The 25,075-nt window shown below is 73.5% G+C and carries 23 protein-coding genes; 14 read left to right on the top strand and 9 right to left on the bottom strand.

Annotated elements, in window-relative coordinates:
* Positions 1-94 precede the first annotated feature (94 nt).
* Genes ACFVXK_RS25355 through ACFVXK_RS25345 form a run of 3 tightly spaced genes read left to right on the top strand, consistent with a single transcriptional unit; the run spans position 95 to position 2,138 of the window.
* Positions 95-1,006 carry an NUDIX hydrolase gene (locus ACFVXK_RS25355; protein WP_389615338.1) on the top strand — a complete coding sequence of 304 codons (912 nt, stop codon included), beginning with the start codon at positions 95-97 and terminating at the stop codon, positions 1,004-1,006.
* Complete coding sequence (locus ACFVXK_RS25350) at positions 1,003-1,848, top strand: MBL fold metallo-hydrolase (protein ID WP_358897656.1); 846 nt, start codon at positions 1,003-1,005, stop codon at positions 1,846-1,848. The genes ACFVXK_RS25355 and ACFVXK_RS25350 overlap by 4 nt, the downstream gene beginning before the upstream one ends.
* Complete coding sequence (locus ACFVXK_RS25345; RefSeq protein ID WP_389615336.1) at positions 1,845-2,138, top strand: ribosomal protein L7/L12; 294 nt, start codon at positions 1,845-1,847, stop codon at positions 2,136-2,138. The genes ACFVXK_RS25350 and ACFVXK_RS25345 overlap by 4 nt, the downstream gene beginning before the upstream one ends.
* On the opposite strand, the gene ACFVXK_RS25340 is transcribed toward ACFVXK_RS25345, so the two are convergent.
* Entirely contained in the window at positions 2,135-2,950 is an 816-nt protein-coding gene (locus ACFVXK_RS25340) for a nucleotidyltransferase domain-containing protein (protein ID WP_389615335.1), read from the bottom strand. The genes ACFVXK_RS25345 and ACFVXK_RS25340 overlap by 4 nt on opposite strands.
* A gap of 153 nt (positions 2,951-3,103) precedes the next feature.
* Positions 3,104-3,778 (bottom strand): Crp/Fnr family transcriptional regulator, encoded by a 675-nt coding sequence (locus tag ACFVXK_RS25335; protein ID WP_042811540.1) that lies wholly within the window; start codon positions 3,776-3,778, stop codon positions 3,104-3,106.
* 335 nt (positions 3,779-4,113) lie between these two features.
* On the opposite strand from ACFVXK_RS25335, the gene nth reads away from it, so the two are divergent.
* The 3 genes from nth (at position 4,114) to ACFVXK_RS25320 (ending at position 6,985) form a co-directional block, all read left to right on the top strand.
* Positions 4,114-4,932, top strand: a complete 819-nt coding sequence (nth, locus tag ACFVXK_RS25330) for an endonuclease III (RefSeq protein WP_389615333.1) — start codon at positions 4,114-4,116, stop codon at positions 4,930-4,932.
* A 117-nt stretch (positions 4,933-5,049) separates the two neighbouring features.
* Positions 5,050-5,769, top strand: coding sequence for an NUDIX hydrolase (locus ACFVXK_RS25325; RefSeq protein ID WP_389615331.1), 720 nt, complete (start codon positions 5,050-5,052; stop codon positions 5,767-5,769).
* Positions 5,770-5,782: 13 nt separating this feature from the next.
* The gene (locus ACFVXK_RS25320) at positions 5,783-6,985 is read left to right on the top strand and encodes a MarP family serine protease (protein ID WP_389615342.1); all 1,203 of its coding nucleotides are present in this window, start codon (positions 5,783-5,785) and stop codon (positions 6,983-6,985) included.
* Positions 6,986-7,381: 396 nt separating this feature from the next.
* Here ACFVXK_RS25320 and ACFVXK_RS25315 read toward each other — a convergent pair whose 3' ends face one another.
* The 5 genes from ACFVXK_RS25315 to ACFVXK_RS25295 all read right to left on the bottom strand — a co-directional run bounded on the left by ACFVXK_RS25315 (position 7,382) and on the right by ACFVXK_RS25295 (position 15,283).
* A complete protein-coding gene (locus ACFVXK_RS25315; protein WP_389615329.1) occupies positions 7,382-8,356 on the bottom strand; it encodes an alpha/beta fold hydrolase in 975 nt (324 codons plus the stop codon).
* On the bottom strand, positions 8,353-8,811 hold the full coding sequence (locus ACFVXK_RS25310) for a phage holin family protein (protein ID WP_389615327.1): 459 nt from the start codon (positions 8,809-8,811) through the stop codon (positions 8,353-8,355). The genes ACFVXK_RS25315 and ACFVXK_RS25310 overlap by 4 nt, the downstream gene beginning before the upstream one ends.
* A 54-nt stretch (positions 8,812-8,865) precedes the next feature.
* Positions 8,866-10,311 (bottom strand): Na+/H+ antiporter NhaA, encoded by a 1,446-nt coding sequence (nhaA, locus tag ACFVXK_RS25305; RefSeq protein ID WP_389615325.1) that lies wholly within the window; start codon positions 10,309-10,311, stop codon positions 8,866-8,868.
* A 224-nt stretch (positions 10,312-10,535) separates the two neighbouring features.
* Positions 10,536-12,491: an acetate--CoA ligase gene (gene acs / locus ACFVXK_RS25300; protein WP_389615323.1), complete on the bottom strand. Its 1,956-nt coding sequence runs from the start codon at positions 12,489-12,491 to the stop codon at positions 10,536-10,538.
* A gap of 266 nt (positions 12,492-12,757) precedes the next feature.
* Positions 12,758-15,283, bottom strand: coding sequence for a bifunctional SulP family inorganic anion transporter/carbonic anhydrase (locus tag ACFVXK_RS25295; RefSeq protein ID WP_389615321.1), 2,526 nt, complete (start codon positions 15,281-15,283; stop codon positions 12,758-12,760).
* A 234-nt stretch (positions 15,284-15,517) separates the two neighbouring features.
* On the opposite strand from ACFVXK_RS25295, the gene ACFVXK_RS25290 reads away from it, so the two are divergent.
* On the top strand, positions 15,518-16,825 hold the full coding sequence (locus ACFVXK_RS25290) for a hypothetical protein (RefSeq protein ID WP_389615319.1): 1,308 nt from the start codon (positions 15,518-15,520) through the stop codon (positions 16,823-16,825).
* On the opposite strand, the gene ACFVXK_RS25285 is transcribed toward ACFVXK_RS25290, so the two are convergent.
* Positions 16,782-17,792: an ATP-binding protein gene (locus tag ACFVXK_RS25285; RefSeq protein WP_389615317.1), complete on the bottom strand. Its 1,011-nt coding sequence runs from the start codon at positions 17,790-17,792 to the stop codon at positions 16,782-16,784. The two genes, ACFVXK_RS25290 and ACFVXK_RS25285, sit on opposite strands and share 44 nt — an antisense overlap.
* 109 nt (positions 17,793-17,901) lie before the next feature.
* On the opposite strand from ACFVXK_RS25285, the gene ACFVXK_RS25280 reads away from it, so the two are divergent.
* On the top strand, positions 17,902-18,723 hold the full coding sequence (locus ACFVXK_RS25280; RefSeq protein WP_389615315.1) for an oxidoreductase: 822 nt from the start codon (positions 17,902-17,904) through the stop codon (positions 18,721-18,723).
* Between the two features lie 363 nt (positions 18,724-19,086).
* Here the strand turns inward: ACFVXK_RS25280 and ACFVXK_RS25275 are convergent, their stop codons facing one another.
* The gene (locus tag ACFVXK_RS25275) at positions 19,087-19,956 is read right to left on the bottom strand and encodes an HAD family hydrolase (protein WP_389615313.1); all 870 of its coding nucleotides are present in this window, start codon (positions 19,954-19,956) and stop codon (positions 19,087-19,089) included.
* Between the two features lie 492 nt (positions 19,957-20,448).
* Between ACFVXK_RS25275 and ssd the strand changes: the two genes are divergently transcribed.
* The 6 genes from ssd to ACFVXK_RS25245 form a co-directional block, all read left to right on the top strand.
* Entirely contained in the window at positions 20,449-21,612 is a 1,164-nt protein-coding gene (ssd, locus tag ACFVXK_RS25270; RefSeq protein ID WP_389615340.1) for a septum site-determining protein Ssd, read from the top strand.
* Positions 21,609-22,757 carry a TadA family conjugal transfer-associated ATPase gene (locus tag ACFVXK_RS25265; RefSeq protein WP_389615311.1) on the top strand — a complete coding sequence of 383 codons (1,149 nt, stop codon included), beginning with the start codon at positions 21,609-21,611 and terminating at the stop codon, positions 22,755-22,757. Before ssd ends, ACFVXK_RS25265 begins: the two co-directional genes overlap by 4 nt.
* Positions 22,754-23,638, top strand: coding sequence for a type II secretion system F family protein (locus ACFVXK_RS25260; protein WP_389615309.1), 885 nt, complete (start codon positions 22,754-22,756; stop codon positions 23,636-23,638). The genes ACFVXK_RS25265 and ACFVXK_RS25260 overlap by 4 nt, the downstream gene beginning before the upstream one ends.
* Positions 23,638-24,417, top strand: coding sequence for a type II secretion system F family protein (locus ACFVXK_RS25255; RefSeq protein WP_389615307.1), 780 nt, complete (start codon positions 23,638-23,640; stop codon positions 24,415-24,417). The genes ACFVXK_RS25260 and ACFVXK_RS25255 overlap by 1 nt, the downstream gene beginning before the upstream one ends.
* 115 nt (positions 24,418-24,532) lie before the next feature.
* Entirely contained in the window at positions 24,533-24,730 is a 198-nt protein-coding gene (locus tag ACFVXK_RS25250) for a DUF4244 domain-containing protein (RefSeq protein WP_389615305.1), read from the top strand.
* Positions 24,717-25,075: TadE family type IV pilus minor pilin (locus tag ACFVXK_RS25245; RefSeq protein WP_389615303.1), on the top strand; the 359-nt coding region annotated here is incomplete at its 3' end. The genes ACFVXK_RS25250 and ACFVXK_RS25245, both read left to right, overlap by 14 nt.

The following is a 25,075-nucleotide window of genomic DNA, read 5'->3' as shown; positions in this document are numbered from 1 at the left end:
AGGCCCCCGCCGGGCCTGCGCCGACGGCCCCGGCCGGGCGGCCCCCGCCAGGAGGGGCCTCGAACATCGGGCCGGATGGTCGTAGCATCCGGCCATGCCGAATGGTCAGCACGGACAGCCCTCGCCCGAGCAGCCCCCCGCCGGAGGCCAGTGGTACCCCCCGGAGTGGCCCGCCCGCATCCGCGCCCTCGCGGAAGGCGCCCTCGTCCCGGCGGAGCCCCGGCGCGCCGCCACGGTGATGCTGCTCCGCGACACCCCCGCCGGCCCCGCCGTGCACATGCTGCGCCGCCGCGCCTCGATGGCGTTCGCCGGCGGCGCCTACGCCTACCCCGGCGGCGGGGTCGACCCCCGCGACGAGGACCACCACATCGGCTGGGCCGGCCCGGACCAGGAGCAGTGGGCGGCCCGCCTCGGCACCGACGCCGCCACCGCCCAGGCCATCGTCTGCGGCGCGGTCCGCGAGACCTTCGAGGAGGCCGGCGTCCTCCTCGCCGGGAAGACCCCCGACACCGTGGTCGGCGACACCACCGGGGACGACTGGGAGGCCGACCGCGAGGCCCTCGTCGGCCGCGAGCTGTCCTTCGCCGAGTTCCTCGACCGCCGCGGCCTGCTGCTGCGCTCCGACCTGCTCGGGGCCTGGGCCCGCTGGATCACCCCCGAGTTCGAGCCGCGCCGCTACGACACGTGGTTCTTCGTCGCCGCCCTCCCGGAGGGCCAGCGCACCCGCAACGCCTCCACCGAGGCCGACCGGACCGTGTGGATCCGCCCGCAGGACGCCGCCGCGGGCTACGACGCGGGCGAGCTGCTGATGATGCCGCCCACCATCTCCACCCTGCGCTCCCTGGAGCCGTACCGGGCCGCCGCCGACGCCCTCGCGGCGTCCGGCGCGCAGGACCTCACCCCGGTCCTGGCCGAGGCCGCGCTGGAGGACGGCGTGGTCGTGCTCAGCTGGCCGGGCCACGACGAGTTCACCAAGCGCGTCACCCTCGGAGGAGACCCCGCATGACCGACGCAGCCGCCCTGCCCGGCCAGCCCCGCGGGGCGGTCGTCTCCGGACCGGCCACCGCCCGGGCCGTCAACGTCCTGGCCCCCAACCCCTCGGCCATGACCCTGGACGGCACCAACACCTGGCTGGTCTCCGAACCCGGCTCCGACCTCGCCGTCGTCATCGACCCCGGCCCCCTCGACGAGGCGCACCTGCGGGCCGTCGTCGCCACCGCCGAGCGGGCCGGCAAGCGCGTCGCGCTCACCCTCCTCACCCACGGCCACCCCGACCACGCCGAGGGCGCCGGCCGCTTCGCCGAGCTGACCGGCACCAAGGTGCGGGCCCTGGACCCGGCGCTGCGCCTGGGCGACGAGGGCCTGGCCGCCGGGGACGTGATCCGCACCGGCGGCCTGGAACTGCGCGTCGTACCCACCCCCGGGCACACCTCGGACTCCCTCTGCTTCCACCTGCCGGCCGACCGGGCCGTGCTGACCGGCGACACCATCCTGGGCCGCGGCACCACCGTCGTCGCCCACCCCGACGGTCGGCTGGGCGACTACCTGGACTCCCTGCGCCGCCTGCGCTCCCTCACCGTCGACGACGGGGTCCACACCGTGCTGCCGGGCCACGGGCCGGTCCTGGAGGACGCGCAGGGCGCCGTGGAGTACTACCTGGCCCACCGCGCCCACCGGCTCGCCCAGGTCGAGACGGCGGTGGAGGACGGCCTGGTCACCCCCGAGGCGGTCGTCGCCCACGTCTACGCGGACGTGGACCGCTCGCTGTGGCCCGCCGCCGAATGGTCCGTCCGGGCGCAGCTCGAGTACCTTCGGGATCACGGACTGATCCCGGGGGGACCTGAATGAACACGCTGTACGTCCTGCTGGCGCTGCTCGCGGCCGCGGGGTGGATCACCTCCACGGTGACCCTGCGGATGCGCGCCCTGCAGGACCGGGCGGACCGGCTGGAGCGGCGGCTCGGCCTGGTGCTGGAGCACCTGGGCATCGAGGAGCCGGAGCCGGCCGGGCTGGACGGCGTACGCGCGCTGATGCGCGAGGGCCGGACCGTCTCGGCGATCAAGGCCTACCGCGAGATCACCGGCGCGGGCCTCGCGGAGGCCAAGCAGGCCGTGGAGTCCCTCGACCTCAAGGTCTAGGTCCAACCCTCCGGGCGCGGGGTCTTCGTGCCGTGCCGGGCCCCGTACTCCGCCGCCAGCCACGGGCCGAGGTCGTCCAGGTAGCGGCGGGCCACGGCGGGGTCCGCGACCGGCTCCAGGGCCACGGCGGCCGCCTCGCGCAGCTGCGCCGCCCGCTCGGGGTAGTAGCGGCCGAAGACCTGCGCGGACTCGGTGAGGTCGCTGGTCCAGCCGCCCCACTCGGGCATGACCAGCGTGAAGGCGGTCCGCACCAGGTGCCGCGAGAAGAACCGGTTCATCCGGCGGAACTCGACGGGCTCCGAGGCCGCCTCGAACCGGGCCCGCCACCGGGGCAGCAGGGCGGCCAGGTCGCCGTTGGTCTCGCGGGCGAGCAGGCTGTCGGGACGGTAGCGGGGCAGGTGCTCGGCCAGGTCGGCGCCGAGCAGCGGGGTGCACAGGCAGGCCAGGAACCAGCCCAGGTCGTAACGTTCCTGCTCGCTCAGCAGCCGGTCCTTGCCGTACAGCAGGATCCCGGCGCCGTCGATCTGCGCGAAGTCCTGGTCGAGCCCGCGGCCCAGCACCTCGGCGGTGTGCCGGTCCTCGTCGGTGGGTTCCCGCTGCAGGGCGATCAGCAGGTCGAGGTCGGAGCGCCCGGGGCGGGCGGTGCCGCGCGGGACGGATCCGTACAGGTAGGCGCTGTGGAGCCGGTTCCCGTACGCCTCCACGAGCCGGCCGCGCGCGGCGGCGACGAGGTCCGCGAACGCGGGCTGGACCCGGCCGAGGGAGCCCTCCCGCTCGAAGTACCCGCCCGCGTCCAGCCCTCTGAGATCCATGCGCCCCACTGTGCCCGGCGCACGCCCCGGGGCGCGGGCATTTACGGCCGGTGGCCCGTCCCGCGCCGCGGACGCCCGTCCCGTGCCGCGGAACGCGCGGAGGGGCCCCGTCCGACACCCGGACGGGGCCCCTCCGCAGGACTGCCTGCCGCGTCAGCGCGAGCGCTTGGCGAGCCGCTCCACGTCCAGCAGGATCACGGCGCGCGCCTCCAGGCGCAGCCAGCCGCGGCCCGCGAAGTCGGCGAGCGCCTTGTTCACGGTCTCGCGCGAGGCGCCGACGAGCTGGGCGAGCTCCTCCTGCGTGAGGTCGTGGACGACGTGGATGCCCTCCTCCGACTGCACGCCGAAGCGGCGCGACAGGTCGAGGAGCGCGCGGGCCACGCGGCCCGGGACGTCGGAGAAGACCAGGTCGGACATCTGGTCGTTGGTCTTGCGCAGGCGCCGGGCGACGGCGCGCAGCAGCGCGGTGGCGACCTCGGGCCGGGCGTTCAGCCAGGGCTGGAGGTCGCTGTGGCCGAGGCCGAGGAGCTTGACCTCGGTCAGGGCGGTGGCGGTGGCGGTGCGCGGGCCCGGGTCGAACAGCGACAGCTCGCCGATCAGCTCGCCGGGGCCGAGGACGGCCAGCATGTTCTCGCGGCCGTCGGGGGAGGTGCGGTGCAGCTTCACCTTGCCCTCGGTCACGACGTACAGCCGGTCACCGGGGTCGCCCTCGTGGAACAGGGCGTCGCCGCGTGCGAGGGTCACCTCGCCCATGGAGGCGCGGAGCTCCGCGGCCTGCTCGTCATCGAGCGCCGCGAAGAGCGGGGCGCGCCGCAGAACGTCGTCCACGAGTCTCTCTCCTATGTCGACCGGCCAGTGGGGACCGTTCCCCATTTTGCCGGACGGCTCAAACAGTGCGATCAATCACAAGGATGCCGGACGGACGGGCGTGCTGTGCGGCGAGAGGCCGATCGGGGTGGTGTTACCTGAGGTCCGGGCGGGGTGTCAGCGCCCGGCCTTAGGCTGGCCGGGTGTCCAATAAGCCGGTGAGAGCACAGGCCAAGGGGTCCGCGGGAGTGACGGCGGCCCAGAATTCAGCCGTGGGCGAACAAGCCCCTGCGGCGGCGTCCGAAACGCCCCGACCTGCCCCCCAGGGCAAAGCTTCGGCCAAGAAATCGCAGCCCGTGAAGCAGGTCGTCGGGGCCGCACGGCCGCGCCCCGCCGCCAAGCCCGAGTCCCGCCTGGCCATGATCCGCCGGGCCCGCCGCATCAACCGCGAGCTCGCCGAGGTGTACCCGTACGCCCATCCGGAGCTGGACTTCCGCAACCCCTTCGAGCTCCTGGTCGCCACCGTCCTCTCGGCGCAGACCACCGACCTGCGGGTGAACCAGACGACCCCGGCCCTCTTCGCCGCGTACCCGACCCCCGAGGACATGGCGGCGGCCGCGCCGGAGGAACTGGAGGAGATCATTCGGCCGACCGGGTTCTTCCGGGCGAAGGCGAAGTCCCTCCTCGGCCTCTCGCAGGCCCTGCGGGACGACTTCGGCGGCGAGGTGCCGGGCCGCATGGAGGACCTGGTCAAGCTGCCGGGCGTCGGCCGCAAAACGGCGAACGTGGTCCTCGGCAACGTCTTCGGGGTCCCCGGGATCACCGTCGACACCCACTTCGGACGGCTGGTGCGCCGGTTCAAGTGGACCGAGCAGGAGGACCCGGAGAAGGTCGAGGCGGAGATCTGCGGGATCTTCCCCAAGAGCGAGTGGACGATGCTCTCGCACCGCGTCGTCTTCCACGGCCGCCGGATCTGCCACGCCCGCAAGCCCGCCTGCGGCGCCTGCCCCATCGCCCCGCTCTGCCCGGCCTACGGGGAGGGCGAGACCGACCCGGAGAAGGCGAAGAAGCTGCTGAAGTACGAGAAGGGCGGCCAGCCGGGCCAGCGGCTCTCTCCGCCCCCGGACTACCCGGGCCTGCCCGCCGCGCCCCTGGGGGCCCGTACGGAGGCCTGAGCGGGGCACGGGTGCCGCCGGGGGCGTGCGGCGCGGCCGCCGCGCGCCCCCGGCGGAACGAATCGGTACCCGGGCCGCGTTCAGCGGACGGGGAGAACACGGACACAGGGGTTGCCCATGACGCGCGGTACGCAGGACGAGACCACGGCCGAGGCCGGGCACCGGGCCGACGGCCTGGAGCTGACGACGGCCGGCCTGCCCGGCTGGCTGGGCCCCGTCGTCGAGGCGGCCCGGACGATCCGGCCCCGCCAGCTCAGCCGCTTCCTGCCCCCCGAGGACGGCCGGGGCCGCCAGTCCGCCGTGCTGATCCTCTTCGGGGAGGGCCCGCGCGGCCCCGAGATCCTGCTCCAGGAGCGCGCCGGCACCCTCCGCTCGCACGCGGGCCAGCCCTCCTTCCCGGGCGGCGCCCTCGACCCGCAGGACGGCGACCCGCACACCACCGGCCCGCTGCGCGCCGCGCTGCGGGAGGCCGAGGAGGAGACCGGGCTGGACCCGGCGGGGGTGCAGCTGTTCGGCGTGCTGCCCCGGCTCTACATCCCGGTCAGCGAGTTCGTCGTGACCCCGGTGCTCGGCTGGTGGCGGGAGCCCTCGCCGGTCGGCCCGGTGGACCCGGCGGAGACCGCCCGGGTCTTCACGGTGCCCGTGGCGGATCTCACGGACCCCGCCCACCGGGTCACCGTGGTCCATCCGAGGGGCCATCAGGGGCCCGCTTTCACCGTGGAATCGGCCCTGGTCTGGGGTTTCACCGCCGGGGTCATCGACCGGATCCTGCACTTCGCCGGATGGGAACGCCCGTGGGACCGCTCACGTCAGGTCCCGCTCGACTGGCACGCATGAGACGGTGACCCTCGTGAACGTGCTGGACATCCTGTTGCTGCTCGCGGCCGTGTGGTTCGCGATCGTCGGTTACCGCCAGGGCTTCGTCGTCGGCATCCTGTCGGTGATCGGCTTCCTGGGCGGTGGCCTCATCGCCGTGTCCCTGCTCCCGCTGATCTGGGACCGGGTGACGGACAACGGCACCCAGGTGTCCACCACGGTCGTGGTGATCGCCGTCGTGGTCATCATCATCTGCGCCTCGATCGGCCAGGCCCTGACCACCCATCTGGGCAACCGGCTCCGGCGCCACATCACCTGGTCGCCGGCCCGCGCGCTCGACGCGACCGGCGGCGCCCTGGTCAACGTCGTCGCGATGCTGCTGGTCGCCTGGCTGATCGGCTCCGCGCTGGCCGGCACCTCGCTGCCCACCCTGGGCAAGGAGGTCCGCAACTCCAAGGTGCTGCTGGGCGTGTCGCGCGTGCTGCCCACCCAGGCGAACACCTGGTTCTCCGACTTCAGCTCCACCCTCGCCCGCAACGGCTTCCCGCAGGTCTTCAGCCCGTTCTCGAACGAGCCCATCACCGAGGTGAAGCCGCCCGACCCGGCACTCGCCGGCAGCGCCGTCGCCCAGCAGGCCAGGCTCTCGATCGTGAAGGTCGTCGGCACCGCGCCCAGCTGCAGCAAGGTCCTGGAGGGCACCGGTTTCGTCTTCGCGCCCGGCAAGGTGATGACCAACGCGCATGTCGTCGGCGGGGTCATGGAGCCGACCGTGCAGGTCGGCGGCGAGGGCAAGCTCTACGACGGCAAGGTGGTGCTCTACGACTGGGAGCGCGACATCGCCGTCCTGGACGTGCCGAAGCTGCGCGCCCCGGCCCTGGAGTTCACCGAGAAGGACGCGACGAGCAGCAGCGACGCGATCGTCGCCGGCTTCCCGGAGAACGGCGGCTACGACGTCCGCGCCGCCCGCGTCCGCGGCCGGATCAACGCCAACGGCCCGGACATCTACCACCGGGGCACCGTCCGCCGCGACGTCTACTCGCTCTACGCGACCGTCCGCCAGGGCAACTCGGGCGGCCCGCTGCTCACGCCCGAGGGCCGGGTGTACGGGGTCGTCTTCGCGAAGTCGCTCGACGACCCGAACACCGGCTACGCCCTGACGGCGGACGAGATCCGGGACGACATCCGCGTCGGCAGGATCGCCGACCGGCGGGTCGACACCCAGGGCTGCGCCCTCTGACCCCCGGGCCGCGTCCTCCCGTCCCGGCTCCGGCCGGGGCGGGAGGGGGCGGCGCGTCGCTACACCCGTGGATGGCGCAGCCGCGCCGACACCCAGCGGGCGCGGCGGCGCAGGATGCGCGGAATCCCGAGGCGGGGGTCGTGGCCTTCGCGGGCCGTCCCCCTGTCGTGCGTGCCCGGCACCCTGGCCGAGCGGCGTTCGTGTGCGGTGTCACCGTGGTCGTGCGTCCAGCCCATACAACGAGCTGTGCCCGGCCTCCAAGGTCGGTAACCCCGTCCGGGGCGGCCAATTGGCCTATGCGCCGGGCAATTGAACGACCGTAAGCCCGTCGTACGAATAAACTGCGGACCCGTCAGAAACCGGTCATCGGCCCGTCAGGTATTGGCCAAAGCCCTGTCAGGGGCGGTCGGGCTCCGGGTCCTTGAGCCAGTTCACCAGCTCGGCGGAGAACGCGGCGGGGTCCTCCTCGTGCGGGAAGTGCCCGAGCCCGTCGAAGAGGCGCCAGCGGTAGGGGGCCTCGACGTACTCACCGGACCCGGCGGCGCTGCGCGTGCGCATCACGGGGTCCAGCGATCCGTGCAGGTGCAGCGTCGGCACCCGTACCGGCCGCTTCATCCGGCGGTAGAACTGCAGCCCGTCCGGCCGGGCCATCGAGCGCATCATCCAGCGGTAGGGCTCGATCGAGCAGTGCGCGGTGGACGGGATGCACATCGCCCGCCGGTACACGCCGAGCGCCTCCTCGTCCGCGCCGTCCTCCTGGAACCGCGGCCCGGACCACTCCCGGATCAGCTCGCCCACGAGGGCCCCGTCTTCGGCGACCAGCTGCCGCTCGGGGACGAACGGCCGCTGGAAGCCCCAGATGTGGGAGCTCGCCCGGGTCTGGCCGAGGTCGCCCAGCATGGCGGAGCGCCAGCGGCGCGGGTGCGGCATGGAGGAGACGACCAGCCGGCGCACCAGCTTGGGCCGCATCACGGCCGCCGTCCAGGCCAGGTAGCCGCCCAGGTCGTGTCCGACGAGGGCGGCGTCCGGCTCGCCGAGGGACCGGATGACCCCGGTGATGTCGAGCGCGAGGTTCGCCGGGTCGTAGCCGCGCGGGGTGCGGTCGCTGCCGCCCACTCCGCGCAGGTCCATCGCGACCGCGCGGTACCCGGCGTCCGCGAGTGCGGTCAGCTGGTGCCGCCAGGTCCACCAGAACTGCGGGAAGCCGTGCAGCAGGAGGACCAGCGGCCCGTCGCCGAGCTCCGCGACATGGAACCGGGCGCCGTTGGCGGCGACGTCCCGGTGGGTCACCGCCCTGCCGTCCGGCAGGTCGATCCGTACCGCCGTCGCGGCGGTGGGCGGAGTGCTGGAGTCCGGCGAGGGGGCTGTCATGAGGACGAGCGTGCCACACCCACGGCCTGGTCACTCACCGGCCGCGGATGCGGCTTGACGGTTCCCACCAGCGCGGCGGTCTGCTTGACGGAGTCCATCGTCTTCACCGGCGGCTTGATCTTCTTGAACTTGGCCACCGCCAGCAGCCCGACCAGGCCCGCCAGCAGCCAGAACGCGCCGCCGACGATGAGGAAGGACCAGGCGAGCCCGAGACCGAGGTTGTGGATGCCGTAGGCCGCGGCGAAACTCAGTACGGGGAGGGAGAAGAGCACGAGGACGCCCGCCGCGATCGCGGCGCCGCTGCCGATGCCCGCGCGCTTGACGTCCTGCTTGATCTCCACCTTGGCGAGCGCGATCTCGTCGTGCACCAGGGCGGACATCTCGGCGGTGGCCGCGGCGACGAGCTGGCCGAGGGTGCGCTCGGCCCCCGGAGCCCCTTGGTCCGTTGCGCTCATCTCTGTCTCCCTCTGTCGTCGTCTGCCGGCGGCTGTCCTCCGTCGTCAGTCAGATCATGCCGGACGGTCGGCCCGAGTGCTGGACCCGCCCGTGGCTTCGCCCGTGCCGTCGTCCGGCTCCGGGCCCTGCGCCAGGGCCAGCGCGGTGGCCCGGCGGCGGTGCTCCGCGGCCTTCTCGTCGTGGATCCGCGCCATCCTCAGGTGGTACTCCGGGTTGCCCTCCTCGTAGATGTCCGGGATCCCGTCGCGGTCCTCGTCGCGCTCCTCCGCCTCGGTCAGGGCGCGGTACTTGCGGTCGCGGAGCTTGAGCATGACGCAGGCGACGACCGCCGCTGTCAGCGAGCCGAGCAGGACGGCGGCCTTGACCTCGTCGGTGAGGACGGGGTCCTCGGTGAAGGCGAGTTCGCCGATCAGGAGGGAGACGGTGAAGCCGATGCCGGCCAGGGAGGCCACGGCGAGCACGTCGGGCCAGGCCAGGTCCTCGCTCAGTTCGGCGCGGGTGAAGCGGGCGGCCAGCCAGGTGCCGCCGAAGATGCCCACCGTCTTGCCGACGACCAGGCCGAGCACCACGCCCAGGGTCTCGGGGCGGGTGAAGACCTGCGCGATCGCCCCGCCGGAGAGGGACACCCCGGCGGAGAACAGGGCGAAGAGGGGCACGGCCAGGCCGGCCGACAGGGGTCGGACCAGGTGCTCGATGTGCTCGCCGGGGGAGTGCCGTTCGCCCTCCGCGCGGGTGCAGCGCAGCATCAGGCCCATGGCGACGCCGGCGATGGTGGCGTGGACGCCGCTGTTGTACATCAGGCCCCAGATGACGAGGGCCAGCGGCACGTAGACGTACCAGCCGCGGACCCCGGCGCGCAGCAGGAACCAGAAGAGGACCAGGCCGGCGAAGGCCCCGCCCAGCGCGGCGAAGTCGATGCTGCCGGTGAAGAACACCGCGATGATCAGGATGGCGAAGAGGTCGTCGACGACGGCCAGGGTCAGCAGGAAGGCGCGCAGCGCGGAGGGCAGCGAGGTGCCGATGACCGCGAGGACGGCGAGCGCGAAGGCGATGTCGGTGGCGGTGGGGACCGCCCAGCCGGCCGTCGAGCCGCCGCCGAGGACGTTGACCAGGAAGTAGACCAGCGCGGGTACGGCCATGCCGCAGACGGCGGCGATGACGGGGAGGGCGGCGGCCTTGGCGTCGCGCAGGTCGCCCGCGACGAGTTCGCGTTTGAGCTCGATGCCGGCGACGAAGAAGAAGACCGCGAGCAGGCCGTCGGCCGCCCAGTGCTGGAGCGAGAGGTCCAGGCCGAGGGAGGCGGGGCCTATGTGGAAGGAGCGGACGGTGTCGTAGCTGTCCGACAGGGCGGGGATGTTCGCCCACAGGAGTGCGGCGATCGCGGCCACCAGCAGCAGGACGCCGCCGACGGTCTCCGTGCGCAGCGCGTCCGCGACGAAACGGCGCTCGGGGAGCGAGAGCCGTCCGAGGAGCTTGCGGCGGGGGGCGGGCGTGGCCACGGGGGAACCTCCGGTCGGTCGACGGCATGACGCATGCAGTTGCCGACCAGACTTCCCGGCGCACCTATGGACGTGGAGATTTTCAGAGCGTCAAATCTTGACGCTTCTCATATTTTACAGGGTCCGTTCCGTCGTATCGGGTGATCTTCACCTTAAACGGACGGAGGGCGTCCGGCGCGCTGTGCGCCGGACGCCCTCCTGGGCCGGTTCCGCCCTGCCGCAGGTCAGTCCTCGTCGGAGGCGCTGGGCAGCTTCGTCTGGATCAGGTCCATCACGGAGGAGTCGGCGAGCGTGGTGACGTCGCCGACCTCGCGGTTCTCGGCCACGTCGCGCAGCAGACGGCGCATGATCTTGCCGGAACGGGTCTTCGGCAGCTCCTGCACCGGCAGGATCCGCTTCGGCTTGGCGATCGGGCCGAGGGTGGCGCCCACGTGGTTGCGGAGCTCCGCGACCAGGCCGTCCGTCTCCGAGGCGCTGCCGCGCAGGATCACGAAGGCCACGATGGCCTGGCCGGTGGTCTCGTCGGCCGCGCCGACGACGGCGGCCTCGGCGACGGCGGGGTGCGAGACGAGCGCCGACTCCACCTCGGTGGTGGAGATGTTGTGGCCCGACACCAGCATCACGTCGTCGACGCGGCCCAGCAGCCAGATGTCGCCGTCGTCGTCCTTCTTGGCGCCGTCACCCGCGAAGTAGCGGCCCTCGAAGCGGGACCAGTAGGTGTCGACGAAGCGCTGGTCGTCGCCCCAGATGGTGCGCAGCATCGACGGCCACGGCTCGGTGAGGACGAGGTAGCCACCTCCGCCGTTCGCCACCTCGTGGCCCTCGTCGTCGACGACGGTGGCGCCGATGCCCGGCAGGGCGCGCTGGGCGGAGCCCGGCTTGGTCGCGGTGACGCCCGGCAGCGGGGAGATCATCATCGCGCCGGTCTCGGTCTGCCACCAGGTGTCCACGATCGGGCAGCGGTCGCCGCCGATGTGCTTGCGGTACCAGATCCAGGCCTCGGGGTTGATCGGCTCGCCGACCGAGCCGAGCACCCGCAGGCTCGACAGGTCGAACTTCGCGGGGATGTCGTCGCCCCACTTCATGAACGTCCGGATCGCGGTGGGCGCGGTGTAGAGGATGGTGACGCGGTACTTCTGCACCACCTCCCAGAACCGGCCCTGGTGCGGGGTGTCCGGGGTGCCCTCGTACATCACCTGCGTGGCGCCGTTGGCCAGCGGCCCGTAGACGATGTAGGAGTGCCCGGTGACCCAGCCGATGTCGGCGGTGCACCAGTAGACGTCGCTCTCCGGCTTCAGGTCGAAGACGGCGTTGTGGGTGTACGAGGCCTGGGTGAGGTAGCCGCCCGAGGTGTGCAGGATGCCCTTCGGCTTACCCGTGGTCCCCGAGGTGTAGAGGATGAACAGCGGGTGCTCGGCGTCGAAGGCCTGCGGGGTGTGCTCGGTGGACTGGCGGCCGACCAGGTCGTGCCACCACACGTCGCGGCCCTCGGTGAAGGCGGTGTCCTGGCCGGTGCGGCGCACGACGAGGACGTGCTCGACCTGCGGGCACTTGGCGACGGCCTCGTCGATGGCGGGCTTGAGCGCGCTGGGCTTGCCACGGCGGTAGCCGCCGTCGGCGGTGATCACCAGCTTGGCGTCGGCGTCCTGGATGCGGGAGGCGACGGCGTCGGCGGAGAAGCCGCCGAAGACCACCGAGTGCGCGGCGCCGACGCGGGCGCACGCGAGCATCGCGACGACGGCCTCGGGGATCATCGGGAGGTAGACGGCGACCCGGTCGCCCGCCTGGACGCCGAGCTCGGTGAGGGCGTTCGCGGCCTGCGAGACCTCGTCCTTGAGCTGGGCGTAGGTGATCGAACGGCTGTCGCCGGGCTCGCCCTCGAAGTGGATGGCGACGCGGTCGCCGTTGCCGGCCTCCACGTGCCGGTCCACGCAGTTGTACGCGACGTTCAGCTTGCCGTCGGCGAACCACTTCGCGAAGGGCGGGTTGCTCCAGTCGAGCGTCTCGGTGGGCTCGGTCTCCCAGGAAAGCCGTCGGGCCTGCTCGGCCCAGAAGCCCAGCCGGTCCGTGTCGGCCTGCGCGTACGCGGCCTCCTTCACGTTCGCGGCGGCGGCCAGATCGGCGGGCGGTGCGAACCGCCGCTCCTCTTTCAGCAGGTTGGCCAGGCTCTCGTTGCTCACGACATCTCCCTTTCCCAGGGTGTCCGTTGTCCCCGGGCATAGCTGAGTCCCCGGGGACAGCTCATCAGTCAGACGCCCAGGTGACAAGGGGTTGCCGAAAATTGGTTTAGACCTATACCACGACTGGGCCCGTGCCCGGCCGTCACCCGCGCGGCGTGTCGGACGCCCGGGCGGCGGCGCGCCGTCGGCCCCTTCCCGTCACTGGTGCGGGAGGGGCCGACGGCTTGCACGGATACGGGAGGGTATCGGTTCCGGAGGGCCTCTGGTCAGGCGTTCTGTCCGACGCTGTCGAAAACGCGACAGTCGAAGAAGTCCTCACCGGCGGACAGCAGATAGGCCTGGGCCTCGCCCACGTGGAAGTACATCCCGTGGAGCTCCAGGGTGCCCTCGGCCAGGCGCCGGGCCACCGACTCGTGGGCCCGCAGGTGCTCCAGCTGCTGCACCACGTTGGTCAGGCAGAGCTGCTCCACGGCATCGGCCGGGAGCCGCCCCGAGATCCGCGCCCAGGCGTGGTGCCGGCTGCCCATCCGCTGCAGGCTGGGCCGGCCGTGCCGCAGCCAGCGGCTCAGCGGGGTCACCGGAGCGCCCGGCCGGGAGTTGAGCAGGGCCTGCATGGCCCCGCAGCCCGAGTGCCCGCACACCGTGATGCTGGCGACCTGCAGCACGTCCACGGCGTACTCGATGGCCGCCGCCACGGAATCGTCGCCGGACTCCGCGCCGGGCAGCGGGACGAGATTGCCCACGTTGCGCACGGTGAACAGGTCGCCCGGGCCGCTGGCGGTGATCATGCTGGTGACCAGACGGGAGTCCGCGCAGGTCAGGAACAGCTGCGAGGGCCGCTGCCCCTCACGCGCCAGCCGGGCCAGCTCCTCGCGCACGTGCGGTGCGGTGTCCCGCTGGAAGGCGCCGATCCCGCTGGCGAGTTGGCCCGCGCCGGGCCGCCGGGGGGCGCCCGCCGGGGTGCCGGGAGCCCCGGCCGCGCCCGGATCCGTACGGGCGGTGGCTCCGGGGGCGGTTCCCTCGGGGCTGCCGCCCCGCCCCGCCCGGTCCGCCGGTGGGGGCTGGTCCGGCTGCGCGGCCTGGGCGGCCTGGGCGGCCTGCGTGGTCTGGGCGGCCCGGTGGTCGCAGTGGTTCTGCCAGGGGGTCCAGGGGCGGCAGCACTGGTGCGCCCCCCGGCCCGCCTCGCCCCGGTGGCCATCGGCCGGCGCGCTCTCGTCATCGCCGGTTCCGGTTCCGGTGCCGGTTCCGGTCGCCCAGGGGTCGGCCGGTGCCCCGCCGGAGAGCGCCGCCCCGCCCCGGCCGGTCAGTTCGAGGGTCCCGCCGTGCGCCAGGTGCGACTCCTGCCAGTCGTGCAGGGTCTCGTAGGCGGCGTGGTCCATGAACGAGCCGTCGAGCTCGACCACCGCGTGCCCGCCGTGCGGAACCTGGTTCAGCACCCGGCTCAGCCGGGGGACCGCCAGGAAGGTCAACTGCCCTCGCGCCGTGATCCGGTGGACGCCCCCGGACTCTTCCACCGTGATCCGGGTGCGGGCCAGCCGGCGCAGGGCCAGGGCCACGGCCACCGCGATCCCGACGGCCACGCCCTCCAGCACCCCGCCCAGCACCACGGCGGCGATCGTGGTCGCGTAGACCACGACCTCGCGGTGCCGGGAGACGGTCCGCAGGTGCGTGATGCTGACCATCTGGACGCCGACGAACATCACCAGCGCGGCCAGCGCCGCGAGGGGGATCAGGTCGAGGACCGGGACGAGCAGGCCGGCCGCGAGCACCACCCACAGCCCGTGGAACATGGCTGATTTCCGGCTGACGGCGCCCGCCTTGACGTTCGCCACGCTGCGCACGGCCACACCCGTGATCGGCAGCCCGCCCAGCAGGCCGGAGACGATGTTCGCCGCGCCCTGGCCGCGCAGTTCGCGGTCGAGGTCGGCCCGGGGCGGGCGGTCTTCCGTACCGCGCTCGGAGGCGATCAGCTTGTCGGTGGCGACGGAGGACAGCAGCGATTCCACGCTGCCCACCAGCGTGATCGTCAGGACGGCGGCGATCAGCCCGAGGACCGGCCCCTCGGGCAGCTCGGGCAGCGCGTGACTGCTCCAGGACGGCAGGTCGACCCGGGGCAGGGCGAGCCCCGCCAGGGCCGCGAACGCCGTGGCGGAGGCGACGGCGGCCAGGGCCGCCGGCACCTTGCGCAGGGCGCGGCCCGTCCGGCCGGGCAGCCGGTTCCAGCCGAGCAGGACGCACAGCGTCAGCACGCTCACCGCCAGCGCGACCGGATGCGGGTCGGCCAACTGCGCGGGCAGACCGAGCACATTGGCCACGGCCGAGCTCTGCGGGGTGCCCCCGAGCACGATGTGCAGCTGGGCCAGCGCGATGGTCACGCCGATGCCTGCGAGCATGCCGTGCACGATGGCCGGACTCACCATGAGCGCCGACCGCGCGGTGCGCAGGAAGGCGAGCCCGAGCTGGCAGCAGCCCGCGAGGACGGTGATGGCGCACGTGGTCCGCCACCCGTAGCGCTGGATCAACTCGGCTGTCACGACCGTGAGTCCGGCGGCGGGGCCGCTCACCTGGAGGGGCGCGCCGCCGAGCCGTCCGGCCACGATCCCGCCCGCCGCCGCGGCCACCAGCCCCGCTTGCAAGGGGGCGCCGGTGGCGAGCGCGATGCCGAGGGAGAGCGGCAGGGCGATCAGGAAGACGGCCGCGGACGCGGACAGATCGGCCGGGAGGTCCTTGCGGAAGTTCCTCCCGCGCGAGGGCTGTCGGAGGGCGGATGGGGCTGGTGCGGTGGCTGTCATGGGTTCCCGTCTCCTCTGGGGAGGGATGAAGCGGCGGGAGTCTCAACACTCGGTAAATGGATGGTAATGGAGAGTAAAGAAGGGTGGGAGGGAATGCGGGCAAACGGCCTAGAAACCCACCCCTGAGAGTGATTAAGCATTTTGTCTGGCTTGTCACACCTTCCTAAAACCACACCGCATGGGACGTTGCGTCGGGAACGTCCTGCATCGGTATCGCGAGGGAGAGGTGTGCGGATGATGGCCGCCACGAAGAAGATCGCCGGCGGGCTGGTCGCCACGGCCCTGGTCCTGTGTGCCGCCGGGTGCAGCGGCTCGGGGTCCGCCGGGCACGGGGCCCCCGGCTCGCCGAACGGGAGGAAGGGCGCCGCCGCCCCCGAGGCCCCCGGCAGCGTCAACCGGCCCATCGGGGACGGCTCGACCGCCTACACCGGTCCGCAGCCGCACGTACAGAAGCCGCAGAAGCTGAAGCCCGGCGAGAAGCCACCGCAGTTCGTGGTGTTCTCGTGGGACGGGGCGGGCGAGGACAGCCAGAAGCTTTTCTCGCACTTCCGTGAGGTGGGCAAGGAGTACAACGCCCGGATGACCTACTTCCTCAGCGGCGTCTACATGCTGCCGGAGGAGAAGCGTTCCCTCTACACCGCGCCGCAGCACTCCCCGGGCCGCTCCGACATCGGTTTCGGCGACCTCCAGGGCATCAAGGACACCGCCACCCAGGTCCGCGCGGCCTGGCTGGAGGGCAATGAGATCGGCACCCACTTCAACGGCCACTTCTGCGGCCCCGACGGCGGTGTCGGCACCTGGTCCGTCGAGGAGTGGAAGAGCGAGATCAACCAGGCCAAGTCCTTCGTCAAGAACTGGAAGACGAACGCCGGCCTGAAGGAGATGGACCCGCTCCCCTTCGACTACGACAAGGAGCTCATCGGCGCCCGCACCCCCTGCCTCGAGGGGCAGAAGAACTTCATGCTCGCGGCCAAGGACATGGGCTTCCGCTATGACTCCAGCGGGATCAGCAAGCAGGTCTGGCCCAAGAAGACGGACGGGCTCTGGGACCTCCCGCTCCAGCTGGTGCCGATGCCCGGCCGGGCCTTCGACACGCTGAGCATGGACTACAACTACATGGTCAACCAGTCCGGGACGACCACCCAGGGCGACCCCTCGCAGCACCAGTACTGGGGCGACCAGATGCGCGACGGCCTCAAGCAGGCCTTCGACCGGGCCTACCAGGGCAACCGCGCACCGCTGATCATCGGCAACCACTTCGAGTCCTGGAACGGCGGCACCTACATGCACGCCGTGGAGGAGTCCATCAAGAGCATGTGCGGCCAGCCGGAGGTCCGCTGCGTGCCCTTCCGCGAGCTGGCCGACTGGCTGGACGCCCAGGACCCCAAGACCCTGGACTGGCTGCGGACCCTCGAGGTCGGCCAGACGCCGAAGGAGGGCTGGACGAAGTTCCTCACCGCGGGGCCGCCGGCCGCGCCGGCTGCCCCGGCGGGGAAGGTCAAGCCGGCTGAGGGGCCGGCCGGAGCGCCGGACGAGGGCTGACCAGGCCCTCGTGGAGGACGAAGCCGGGGTCGACCTGTTCCGCCAGGTCGGCTCCGGTCTTGGCGTTGCCCCAGCTCTCGGCGTTGCGCAGGTGGAAGTGGACCATCTGCTCGGTGTACCTGGCCCAGTCGCGGCCGGAGTAGGAGTCCTCCGCCGCCTCCTGGAGGGCCCGCAGCGCGAGCCGGTTGGTCGACTCCAGCAGCTCGAACGCCGCCGGGCGGCCCCGTTCCATCGCCCGCACCCAGTCGGAGTGCCCGAAGGTGACCAGGAGGTCCTCGCCCACCTCGTCCTGGAGGAACTCGATGTCCTCGGGCCCCTGCACCTTGTTCCCCACGACCCGCAGGCGGACCCCGAAGTCCCTGGCGTACTCCTTGTACTGGCGGTAGACGGAGACGCCCTTGCGGGTCGGCTCGGCCACGAGGAAGGTCATGTCGAAGCGGGTGAACATGCCCGAGGCGAAGGAGTCCGAGCCGGCCGTCATGTCGACGACGACGTACTCGTCCGGCCCGTCGACCAGGTGGTTGAGGCAGAGCTCGACCGCTCCGACCTTGGAGTGGTAGCAGGCCACCCCCAGGTCCGACTCGGCGAACGGACCCGTGGCCATCAGCCGTACGGCGTCCCCGTCGAGCGGCAGCGTGCGCGCGCAGGCCTCGTAGACCGGGTTGTCCTCGTCCACCCGCAGCAGGCGCGAACCCGCGCCGGGCGGCGTCGTCTTGATCATGCTGTCGGCCGAGGTGATGCGCGGGTTCGAACCGCGCAGGTACTCCTTGATCAGGGGCAGGTGCGCGCCCAGCGCGGGCAGCGCGGCGGCCTCCTCCTCGGTGAGCCCCAGGGCGGCGCCGAGGTGCTGGTTGATGTCGGCGTCCACCGCGACGACGGGGGCTCCACTGGCTGCGAGGTGGCGGATGAAGAGGGAGGACAGCGTCGTCTTCCCGCTGCCTCCCTTTCCCACGAAAGCGATCTTCATGTTCACCAAGGGTAGTGGAGCGATAGCGGGGTGTGGTCAAGCTGAGTGAAGAAGACCACTCCAAGGAGGGGTCGGTGCTATGGGTCCGCAGTGCGTAGGCTCCCTACTTATGAGTAGCGCTTCCGACCCGCTGGCGGCCCTGGGCGCCCTGCCGGGCGTCGCAGAGTCCGTGGAATCCGTACGCAAGGCCGTGGACCGGGTCTACGGGCACCGGGTCATGCGCCGGCGCGGCGGGGAGATCACCTCGGAGGCCGCACTGCGCGGCGCCCGGGGCAGCGCGGCGCTGTCGGCGGCCGACTGGGCGCTGGAGGAGGTGCGCCGGCGGACCGACTTCAGCGCGGACGCCGAGGCGCTGACGGTCGGGGCTGCCCTGCGCCTGACGGCGGAGGCGGGCCAGCTCCTGAGCATCTGGCGCCAGTCGCCGATGCGGGTCCTCGCCCGTCTTCACCTGGTGGCGTCCGGTTCGGCCGTGGCGGGGGACGTGGTGGGCCGCCCGCGCCTGGCCGGCGAGCCGGTGGAGGAGCCGCTGGTGGACCTGCCGCTCCCGGACGCCGACGAGGTTGCGGGCCGGCTCGACGGGCTGGCCCGCCTGGTCATCGCGGGCGGGTCGGCCCCGGCCCTGGTCACGGCCGCGGTGGTGCACGGCGAACTGCTGGCGCTGCGCCCGTTCGCCTCGTACAACGGCCTGGTCGCGCGGGCCGCGGAGCGCATCGTGCTGATCAACAGCGGGCTCGACCCGAAGGCGATCTGCCCGGCGGAGGTCGGCCACGCCGAACAGGGGGCGGAGTCCTACCTGGAGGCCTTCAGGGGCTACGTCTCCGGCACGGCGGAGGGGATGGCGGCCTGGATCGCGCACTGCGGCCGCGCGGTCGAGCTCGGTGCGCGCGAGTCGACGGCTGTCTGCGAGGCGTTCCAGCGCGGCGCGGCGTAGGGCCGGACGAGCGGCGCGGGCCGGACAAAGGGTTGCGGCGACACCGTACTGCTCTGGTGTCGCCGCTGGCATTCACGCCCAGTTACCAAGCGTCCTCGATGTTGCCCATCAGGCCGGGTACTTTGCCCGTGGCCTGGTGCGGCTGGCCCGTAATCGACGGGTCGACGTCGCGTGGGTGCTCGGCGTTCCTGCTTCGGTCCGTGGGCCTTACTGCGTTTTAAAGATGATCCTCTCGGATGTTCTTTGGTCTCGCGGGCCGTGACTCCTTTGTACCTCGCTTGGGGGCGGAGTGAAACCCCTGGCCCGAGTTCTTTACTTTCCGGGGCGATCCGGGGTGATTCGGACACCCCATATCGCCCCAGGTCAGGCGGATGCGAGGGTCGCGGCGGCGCGGCGGCGGCTCGCGTACCAGACCAGCCCGGCGGTGGCCGCCGCCGCGCCGACCGCCGCGGCGGCGACGAGCGCCGGCCGGGCGGTGACGGAGAAGCCGGGCAGTCGCTGCTTGAGCCGCACCGGCTTGCTGAACACCAGCACCGGCCACTCCCGCGCGACCGCCTCGCGCCTCAACGCCCGGTCGGGATTGACCGCATGCGGATGCCCGACCGCCTCCAGCATCGGTACATCGGTGATGGAGTCGCTGTACGCGTAGCACCGCGCGAGGTCGTAGCCCTCGGACTCGGCGAGCTCCCGTACGGCCTCCGCCTTCGTGGGGCCGTAGGCGTAGTACTCGATCTCCCCGGTGAAGCAGCCGTCCTCGCCGACCACCATGCGGGTGGCCACGACCCGGTCCGCGCCGAGCATCTCGCCGATGGGCTCGACGACTTCGGCGCCCGAGCTGGACACGATCACCACGTCACGGCCCGCCGTGTGGTGGGCCTCGATGAGGGACGCGGCCTCGTCGTAGATGATCGGGTCGATCAGGTCGTGCAGCGCTTCGGCGACGATCTCGCGCACCTGGCGGACGTTCCACCCCTTGCAGAGGGCGGACAGGTACTCGCGCATCCGTTCCATCTGGTCGTGGTCGGCGCCGCCGGCCAGGAAGATGAACTGGGTGTACGCGGTCCGCAGCACGGCCCGCCGGTTGATCAGGCCACCCTGGTAGAAGGACTTGCTGAACGTCAGGGCGCTCGACTTCGCAATGACCGTCTTGTCCAGGTCGAAGAAGGCGGCGGTCCGAGGCGAGGAGTGCGGCAAGGGCTGATTTTCCACGCACCGAGCATATGCGCCCACCATTCGGCGTAAGGTGTGGCGCGTGGGTTTGCCTGAGAAGGCTCTCGGGTACACCATGGAAGTCACGGATCGTTCGCGACCGTGCTAACCCGGTCTGGCTCCTCCCCCCCCGAGTCGGACCGTGGGGACGACCCCCGCTCTCCCCCCCGGCGGGGGTCGTCGCATGTCCGGACGCGGTTCGCGTCCCACTCCTTCGGGTTCCGGCGGACATCGCTGCGGCCCTTCCTCTTCGGTGGGCCCGCACGGCGCGGCCCCTCACCTCCTCCGACGCGTGGCTCTGCGTAGTTGTTCCGGCGCGCTCCGGAACTCACTCGTGAGGGTGGGGAAGATATTCACAAGCACCTTCTTGTCCACAGTTTTCCGGCAAGATCCACTTCTTTTTCCGGACCCCTGCACCGTGATTCCAGCCGCGAAGTCCGCGGCACGTGGATTTGCAGTGAGAAGGGGGCGGAGATCGTGGCTGGATCGAAGTCGTGTGAAGCGCTGGAGCCCGGCGTGGCGGGTGGGAGCGGGCCGGTGGCCCGCGCCGGCGGGGCCGGGCCCGGCGGCGGGCGGCCGCTGATCATCACCGAGGACCCGCTGCTCCTGGACGATCTGCTGCGGCTGTGCGCCGCCGCGGGCGCCGAGCCGCATGTGCACCATGCGGTGCCGGAGCAAAGCGGAACCGCGGGGGACGGCGGTGGGGGCGGCGTGGACGTCTCCGCACCGGGCGGGGGCGTCGGATGGGAGACGGCCCCGCTGGTCCTGGTCGGGGACGACGCCGCCCGCCGGGTGCGCGGGGCGCCGCGCAGGGAAGGGGTGTTCCTCGTCGGCCGGGACCTCGACGACCCCTTCGTGTGGCAGCGGGCCGTGGAGATCGGCGCCGAGGAGGTGCTGCGGCTGCCCGACGCCGAGAACCGGCTCGTCGACCGCCTGGCCGACGTGGTCGAGGGGGCCGGGCGGCCCGCCCTCACCGTCGGCGTCATCGGCGGCAGCGGCGGGGCCGGAGCGTCCACCCTCGCCTGCGCCCTGGCGCTGCGGGCCGCCCGGTCCGGGGAGCGCACCATCCTCATCGACGGCGACCCCCTCGGCGGGGGCATGGACGTCCTGCTCGGCGGTGAGGGCGCCGAGGGGCTGCGCTGGCCCGACTTCGCCGCCTCGCGCGGCCGGGTCGGGGCCGGGGCGCTGGAGGAGTCCCTCCCCGAACTGCACGCGCTGCGGGTGCTGAGCTGGGACCGCGGGGACCGGGTGGTGGTGCCGCCCGCCGCGATGCGGTCGGTGGTGGCCGCCGCCCGGCGGCGCGGCGGGGTGGTGGTGGTCGATCTGCCCCGGCGGGTGGACGAGGCGGTGGCGGAGGTGCTGGCCCAGCTGGACCTCGTCCTGCTGGTGGTCCCCGGAGAGCTGCGGTCGGTGGCCGCGGCGGGGCGGGTCGCGGCCGGGGTGCGGATGGTGGCCCGGGACGTCCGCGTGGTCGTGCGGGGCCGCTGCCGGCAGGGGCTCGACGCCGAGGCGGTGGCGGGGCTGCTGGGAGCGCCGCTGGCCGGGGAGGTGCCGGTGGAGGTGGGGCTCCCGGGGCGGGTGGCCGAGGGGGAACCGCCGGGCGTGCGGGGTGCGTTGGCCCGGTTCTGCGACGGCTTCTGGCAGCGGGCCCTCGGCCCGGCCCAGGGGGTGCCGGCATGAGCGCGGTCCTGCTGGACGCCGTGCGGCGGCGGCTGGCCGAGAGCGGTGCGGAGCCCACTCCGGCCCGGGTCGCGGCGGCGCTGCGGGCGCAGGGCAGGCTGCTCGGGGACGCGGAAGTGCTGGGTGCCGCGGCCGAGTTGCGGTCCGAGCTGGTCGGCGCGGGTCCGCTGGAGCGGCTGCTCGGGGATCCCGGGGTCACCGATGTGCTGGTGGCCGCCCCCGACCGGGTGTGGGTGGACCGGGGCGGCGGGCTGGAGCTGACGGAGGTGACCTTCGCCGACGCCGAGGCCGTGCGCAGGCTGGCCCAGCGGCTGGCGGCCGTCGCGGGGCGCCGGCTGGACGACGCCCGGCCGTGGGTGGACGCCCGGATGCCGGACGGCACCCGGCTGCATGCCGTCCTCCCGCCGGTGGCCGTCGGGTCGGCGTGCCTGTCCCTGCGGGTGGTGCGGCCCAAGGCGTTCACGCTGGAGGAGCTGGTCGCCGCCGGGACCCTTCCGCCGGGCGGGCAGCGGCTGCTGCGGGCGATGGTCGAGGCCCGGCTGTCCTTCCTCGTCTCCGGCGGGACCGGCACGGGCAAGACCACCCTCCTCAGTGCCCTGCTCGGGCTGGTCGGGCCGGCCGAGCGGATCGTGCTGGCCGAGGACTCCGCCGAACTGCGGCCCGACCACCCCCATGTGGTGCGGCTGGAGACCCGGCCCGCGAACCAGGAGGGCGCGGGTCTGGTCACCCTCGCCGATCTGGTCCGCCAGGCCCTGCGGATGCGGCCCGACCGGCTGGTGGTCGGCGAGGTGCGCGGCGCCGAGGTTGCCGATCTGCTGGCCGCGCTGAACACGGGGCACGAGGGGGGCTGCGGCACCGTCCACGCCAATGCCGCCGAGCACGTCCCCGCCCGGCTGGAGGCGCTCGGCAGCGCCGCCGGACTCGACCGGGCCGCTCTGCACAGCCAGTTGGCGGCCGCTCTGACCCTCGTGGTCCATCTCGCCCGGGACCGGTCGGGGCGGCGGCGGGTGGCGGAGGTCCATGTGCTGGAGCGGGATCCGGACGGGCTCGTGGTGACCGTACCCGCGCTGCGCTGGGGGGCCCGCGGGTTCCTGCGGGAGCGGGGCTGGGAGCGGCTCGGTCCGCTGTTGCGGGGTGCGCGGTGAGCGCCGGGGCGCTGGGGTCGGTGCCGGTGTTCGCGGGGGTGCTCTGCGCGGGGGCGGCCGCCTGGGGGCTGGCCGGGGGTGACGGGGCGTCCCGCCGGACCCGGCTGGTGCTGGCGGGAGGGGCGGCTGCCGTGCCGTGCGGGCCGTCGCCCGGGTGGCGGCTGGTGGCGGCGGTGCGGGGGCGGGCCGCCTGGTGGCGGGAGGGGGCGGTGCTCGGGGCGGGGCTGCTGGTGGCCGTGCTGGGCGGCTCGGTGATCCCGCTGGCGTTGGGGGCCGCCTCGGTGCCGCTGCTGCGCCGGTGGCTGCGGGTCCGGGAGCGGGAACGGGCGCGGGACGCGCGGGCCGCCGGGGTGGTGGAGCTGTGCGGGGCCGTGGTCGGGGAGCTGAGGGCGGGTGCCCAGCCGGGGCAGGCGCTGACGGCGGCGATACGGCGTACGGCGGCCCGTCCTGGTGGTCCGGGGCCGGCCGAGGCGGCCGTGCTGGCGGCCGCGGCCTTCGGCGGGGACGTGGCCCGTGCCCTGCATGAGGCGGCGAGGGAGCCGGGCGCGGAGGGGCTGGCCGCGATGGCCGCCTGCTGGCGGGTCTCGGTGGACGGGGGCGCGGGCCTGGCGGTGGGCCTGGACCGGCTGGAGGGTGCCCTGCGGGCCGAGCGGGACCGCAAGGAGTTCCTGCGGGCCCAGCTGGCGGGGGCCAGGTCGACGACGGTGGTGCTCGCGCTGCTGCCCCTGGTGGGGCTGCTGATGGGGACCGCGCTCGGGGCGGATCCGCTGGAGGTGCTGCTGCACTCCCCGGTGGGCTGGGGCTGCCTGGTGGCGGGCGGGGTGCTGGAGGCGCTGGGGCTGCTGTGGTGTCGGCGGATCGTACGGACGGGGGAGCGGTGATGGACGGTCTGGTGGCCCACAGGCTGGGGACGGCGCTGTGCCTGGCGCTGGCGGTGTGGTGGCCGGCCTCGGCGGCGGCGGCGCGGCTGGGGCGGCGGGCGGCGCGGCGCAGGATGGCGTCCGTCTTCGGGACGCCCCGGCCGGAACGGCGGGGGCCACCGGGTGGCCGCCGGGTGCGGGTGGTGGCGGTGGCCTGGGCGGCGCCCGCCGGAGCGCTGGTGGCGGGCTGGGTGCTGGTCGGCGGGGTGTGGGGGCTGCTCGCCGGGTGCGGTGCGGCGGCCGGGGTGCGGTGGCGGTCGGCCCGGCCGCGGCCTGCCGCCGGGGTCGACCCGCGGGCGGCGGAGCGGGAGTTGCCGTTCGCGGCGGATCTGCTGGCCGCCTGCCTGGCGGCGGGGGCGGGGCCGGTGGAGGCGGCCGAGGTGGTGGGGGAGTCGCTGGGCGGTCCGGTGGGCGAGCGGCTGGCGCTCGCCGGGGCGGAGCTGCGGCTGGGCGGTGAACCGGGAGCGGCGTGGGGGAGGTTGGCGGGCATACCCGGGGCCCGGGGGCTCGCGGAGTGCCTGGAACGTGCCGCGCGGACGGGGGCGCCCGCCGCGGAGCCGGTCTCCCGGCTGGCGGCGGCCCTGCGGGCCGACCGCTCCCGGCGGGCGGGAGCCCGGGCGCAGCGGGCCGCGGTGCTCGTCACCGCGCCGGTCGGGCTGTGCTTCCTCCCCGCCTTCCTGGCGCTCGGGGTGGCACCGGTGGTGATCGCCATGGCCTCCGGTCTGCTGTCGGCCGGCTGAAATCCCGGAGTCCTCCGGAGACCGGGGCGTTCCGGCCGGGAGCTTTTCAATCATCACCTGAAATCACTGGAATCACTGAAATCACATCAAGAACGTAATCTCACAGGAGGTTGTCATGAGGATCATCTGGTTTCGTCTGCGGACGGCGCTGAGCGGTCGCGGGAGCGACCGGGGGATGTCGACTTCGGAATACGCCATGGGCACGATCGCCGCCTGTGCGTTCGCCGCGGTTCTGTACAAGGTGGTGACGAGTGACGTGGTCGCGACGGCCCTTCAGTCGACCATCGGGAAGGCGCTCGATGCGCCCTTCTGAGGGAAAGCCGTCGGCCGGGGACCGGGGTTATGTGACGGCGGAGGCGGCACTCGTCATTCCCGCCCTGGTGCTGCTGGCAGCCCTGCTGGTGTGGGCGCTGATGGCGGCGGCCGCGCAGATCCGGTGTGTGGACGCCGCCCGGGCGGGGGCCCGGGCGGCGGCCCGGTCGGAGCCCGCCGGGGCGGCGCTGGCGGCGGCCCGGCAGGCCGCCCCGCCGGGAGCCGAGGTGGAGCTGGAGCGGGACGGGGACCTGTGGCGGGTGCGGGTCGCGGCGCCCGCGCCGGGGCCGGCCGGGCTGCCGGTGCGGATCGGGGCGCGGGCGGTGGCCCTGGCCGAGGACAGCGT

This window comes from Streptomyces sp. NPDC058157 (assembly GCF_042884105.1).
Classification (GTDB): Bacteria; Actinomycetota; Actinomycetes; order Streptomycetales; family Streptomycetaceae; genus Streptomyces.
Note: the sequence above shows the minus strand (reverse complement) of the source record. Positions and strands in the feature narration are given on the sequence as shown.

Coding starts and splice junctions, on each gene's coding strand:
- ACFVXK_RS25285 (WP_389615317.1), bottom strand. CDS start 17,792: ATGAAGATCGCTTTCGTGGGAAAGGGAGGCAGCGGGAAGACGACGCTG.
- ACFVXK_RS25275 (WP_389615313.1), bottom strand. CDS start 19,956: ATGGTGGGCGCATATGCTCGGTGCGTGGAAAATCAGCCCTTGCCGCAC.
- ACFVXK_RS25310 (WP_389615327.1), bottom strand. CDS start 8,811: ATGAGCGCAACGGACCAAGGGGCTCCGGGGGCCGAGCGCACCCTCGGC.
- ACFVXK_RS25355 (WP_389615338.1), top strand. CDS start 95: ATGCCGAATGGTCAGCACGGACAGCCCTCGCCCGAGCAGCCCCCCGCC.
- ACFVXK_RS25295 (WP_389615321.1), bottom strand. CDS start 15,283: ATGACAGCCACCGCACCAGCCCCATCCGCCCTCCGACAGCCCTCGCGC.
- ACFVXK_RS25315 (WP_389615329.1), bottom strand. CDS start 8,356: ATGACAGCCCCCTCGCCGGACTCCAGCACTCCGCCCACCGCCGCGACG.
- ACFVXK_RS25325 (WP_389615331.1), top strand. CDS start 5,050: ATGACGCGCGGTACGCAGGACGAGACCACGGCCGAGGCCGGGCACCGG.
- ACFVXK_RS25250 (WP_389615305.1), top strand. CDS start 24,533: ATGAGGATCATCTGGTTTCGTCTGCGGACGGCGCTGAGCGGTCGCGGG.
- ACFVXK_RS25290 (WP_389615319.1), top strand. CDS start 15,518: ATGATGGCCGCCACGAAGAAGATCGCCGGCGGGCTGGTCGCCACGGCC.
- ACFVXK_RS25340 (WP_389615335.1), bottom strand. CDS start 2,950: ATGGATCTCAGAGGGCTGGACGCGGGCGGGTACTTCGAGCGGGAGGGC.
- ACFVXK_RS25280 (WP_389615315.1), top strand. CDS start 17,902: ATGAGTAGCGCTTCCGACCCGCTGGCGGCCCTGGGCGCCCTGCCGGGC.
- ACFVXK_RS25255 (WP_389615307.1), top strand. CDS start 23,638: ATGGACGGTCTGGTGGCCCACAGGCTGGGGACGGCGCTGTGCCTGGCG.
- ACFVXK_RS25345 (WP_389615336.1), top strand. CDS start 1,845: ATGAACACGCTGTACGTCCTGCTGGCGCTGCTCGCGGCCGCGGGGTGG.
- ACFVXK_RS25350 (WP_358897656.1), top strand. CDS start 1,003: ATGACCGACGCAGCCGCCCTGCCCGGCCAGCCCCGCGGGGCGGTCGTC.
- ACFVXK_RS25265 (WP_389615311.1), top strand. CDS start 21,609: ATGAGCGCGGTCCTGCTGGACGCCGTGCGGCGGCGGCTGGCCGAGAGC.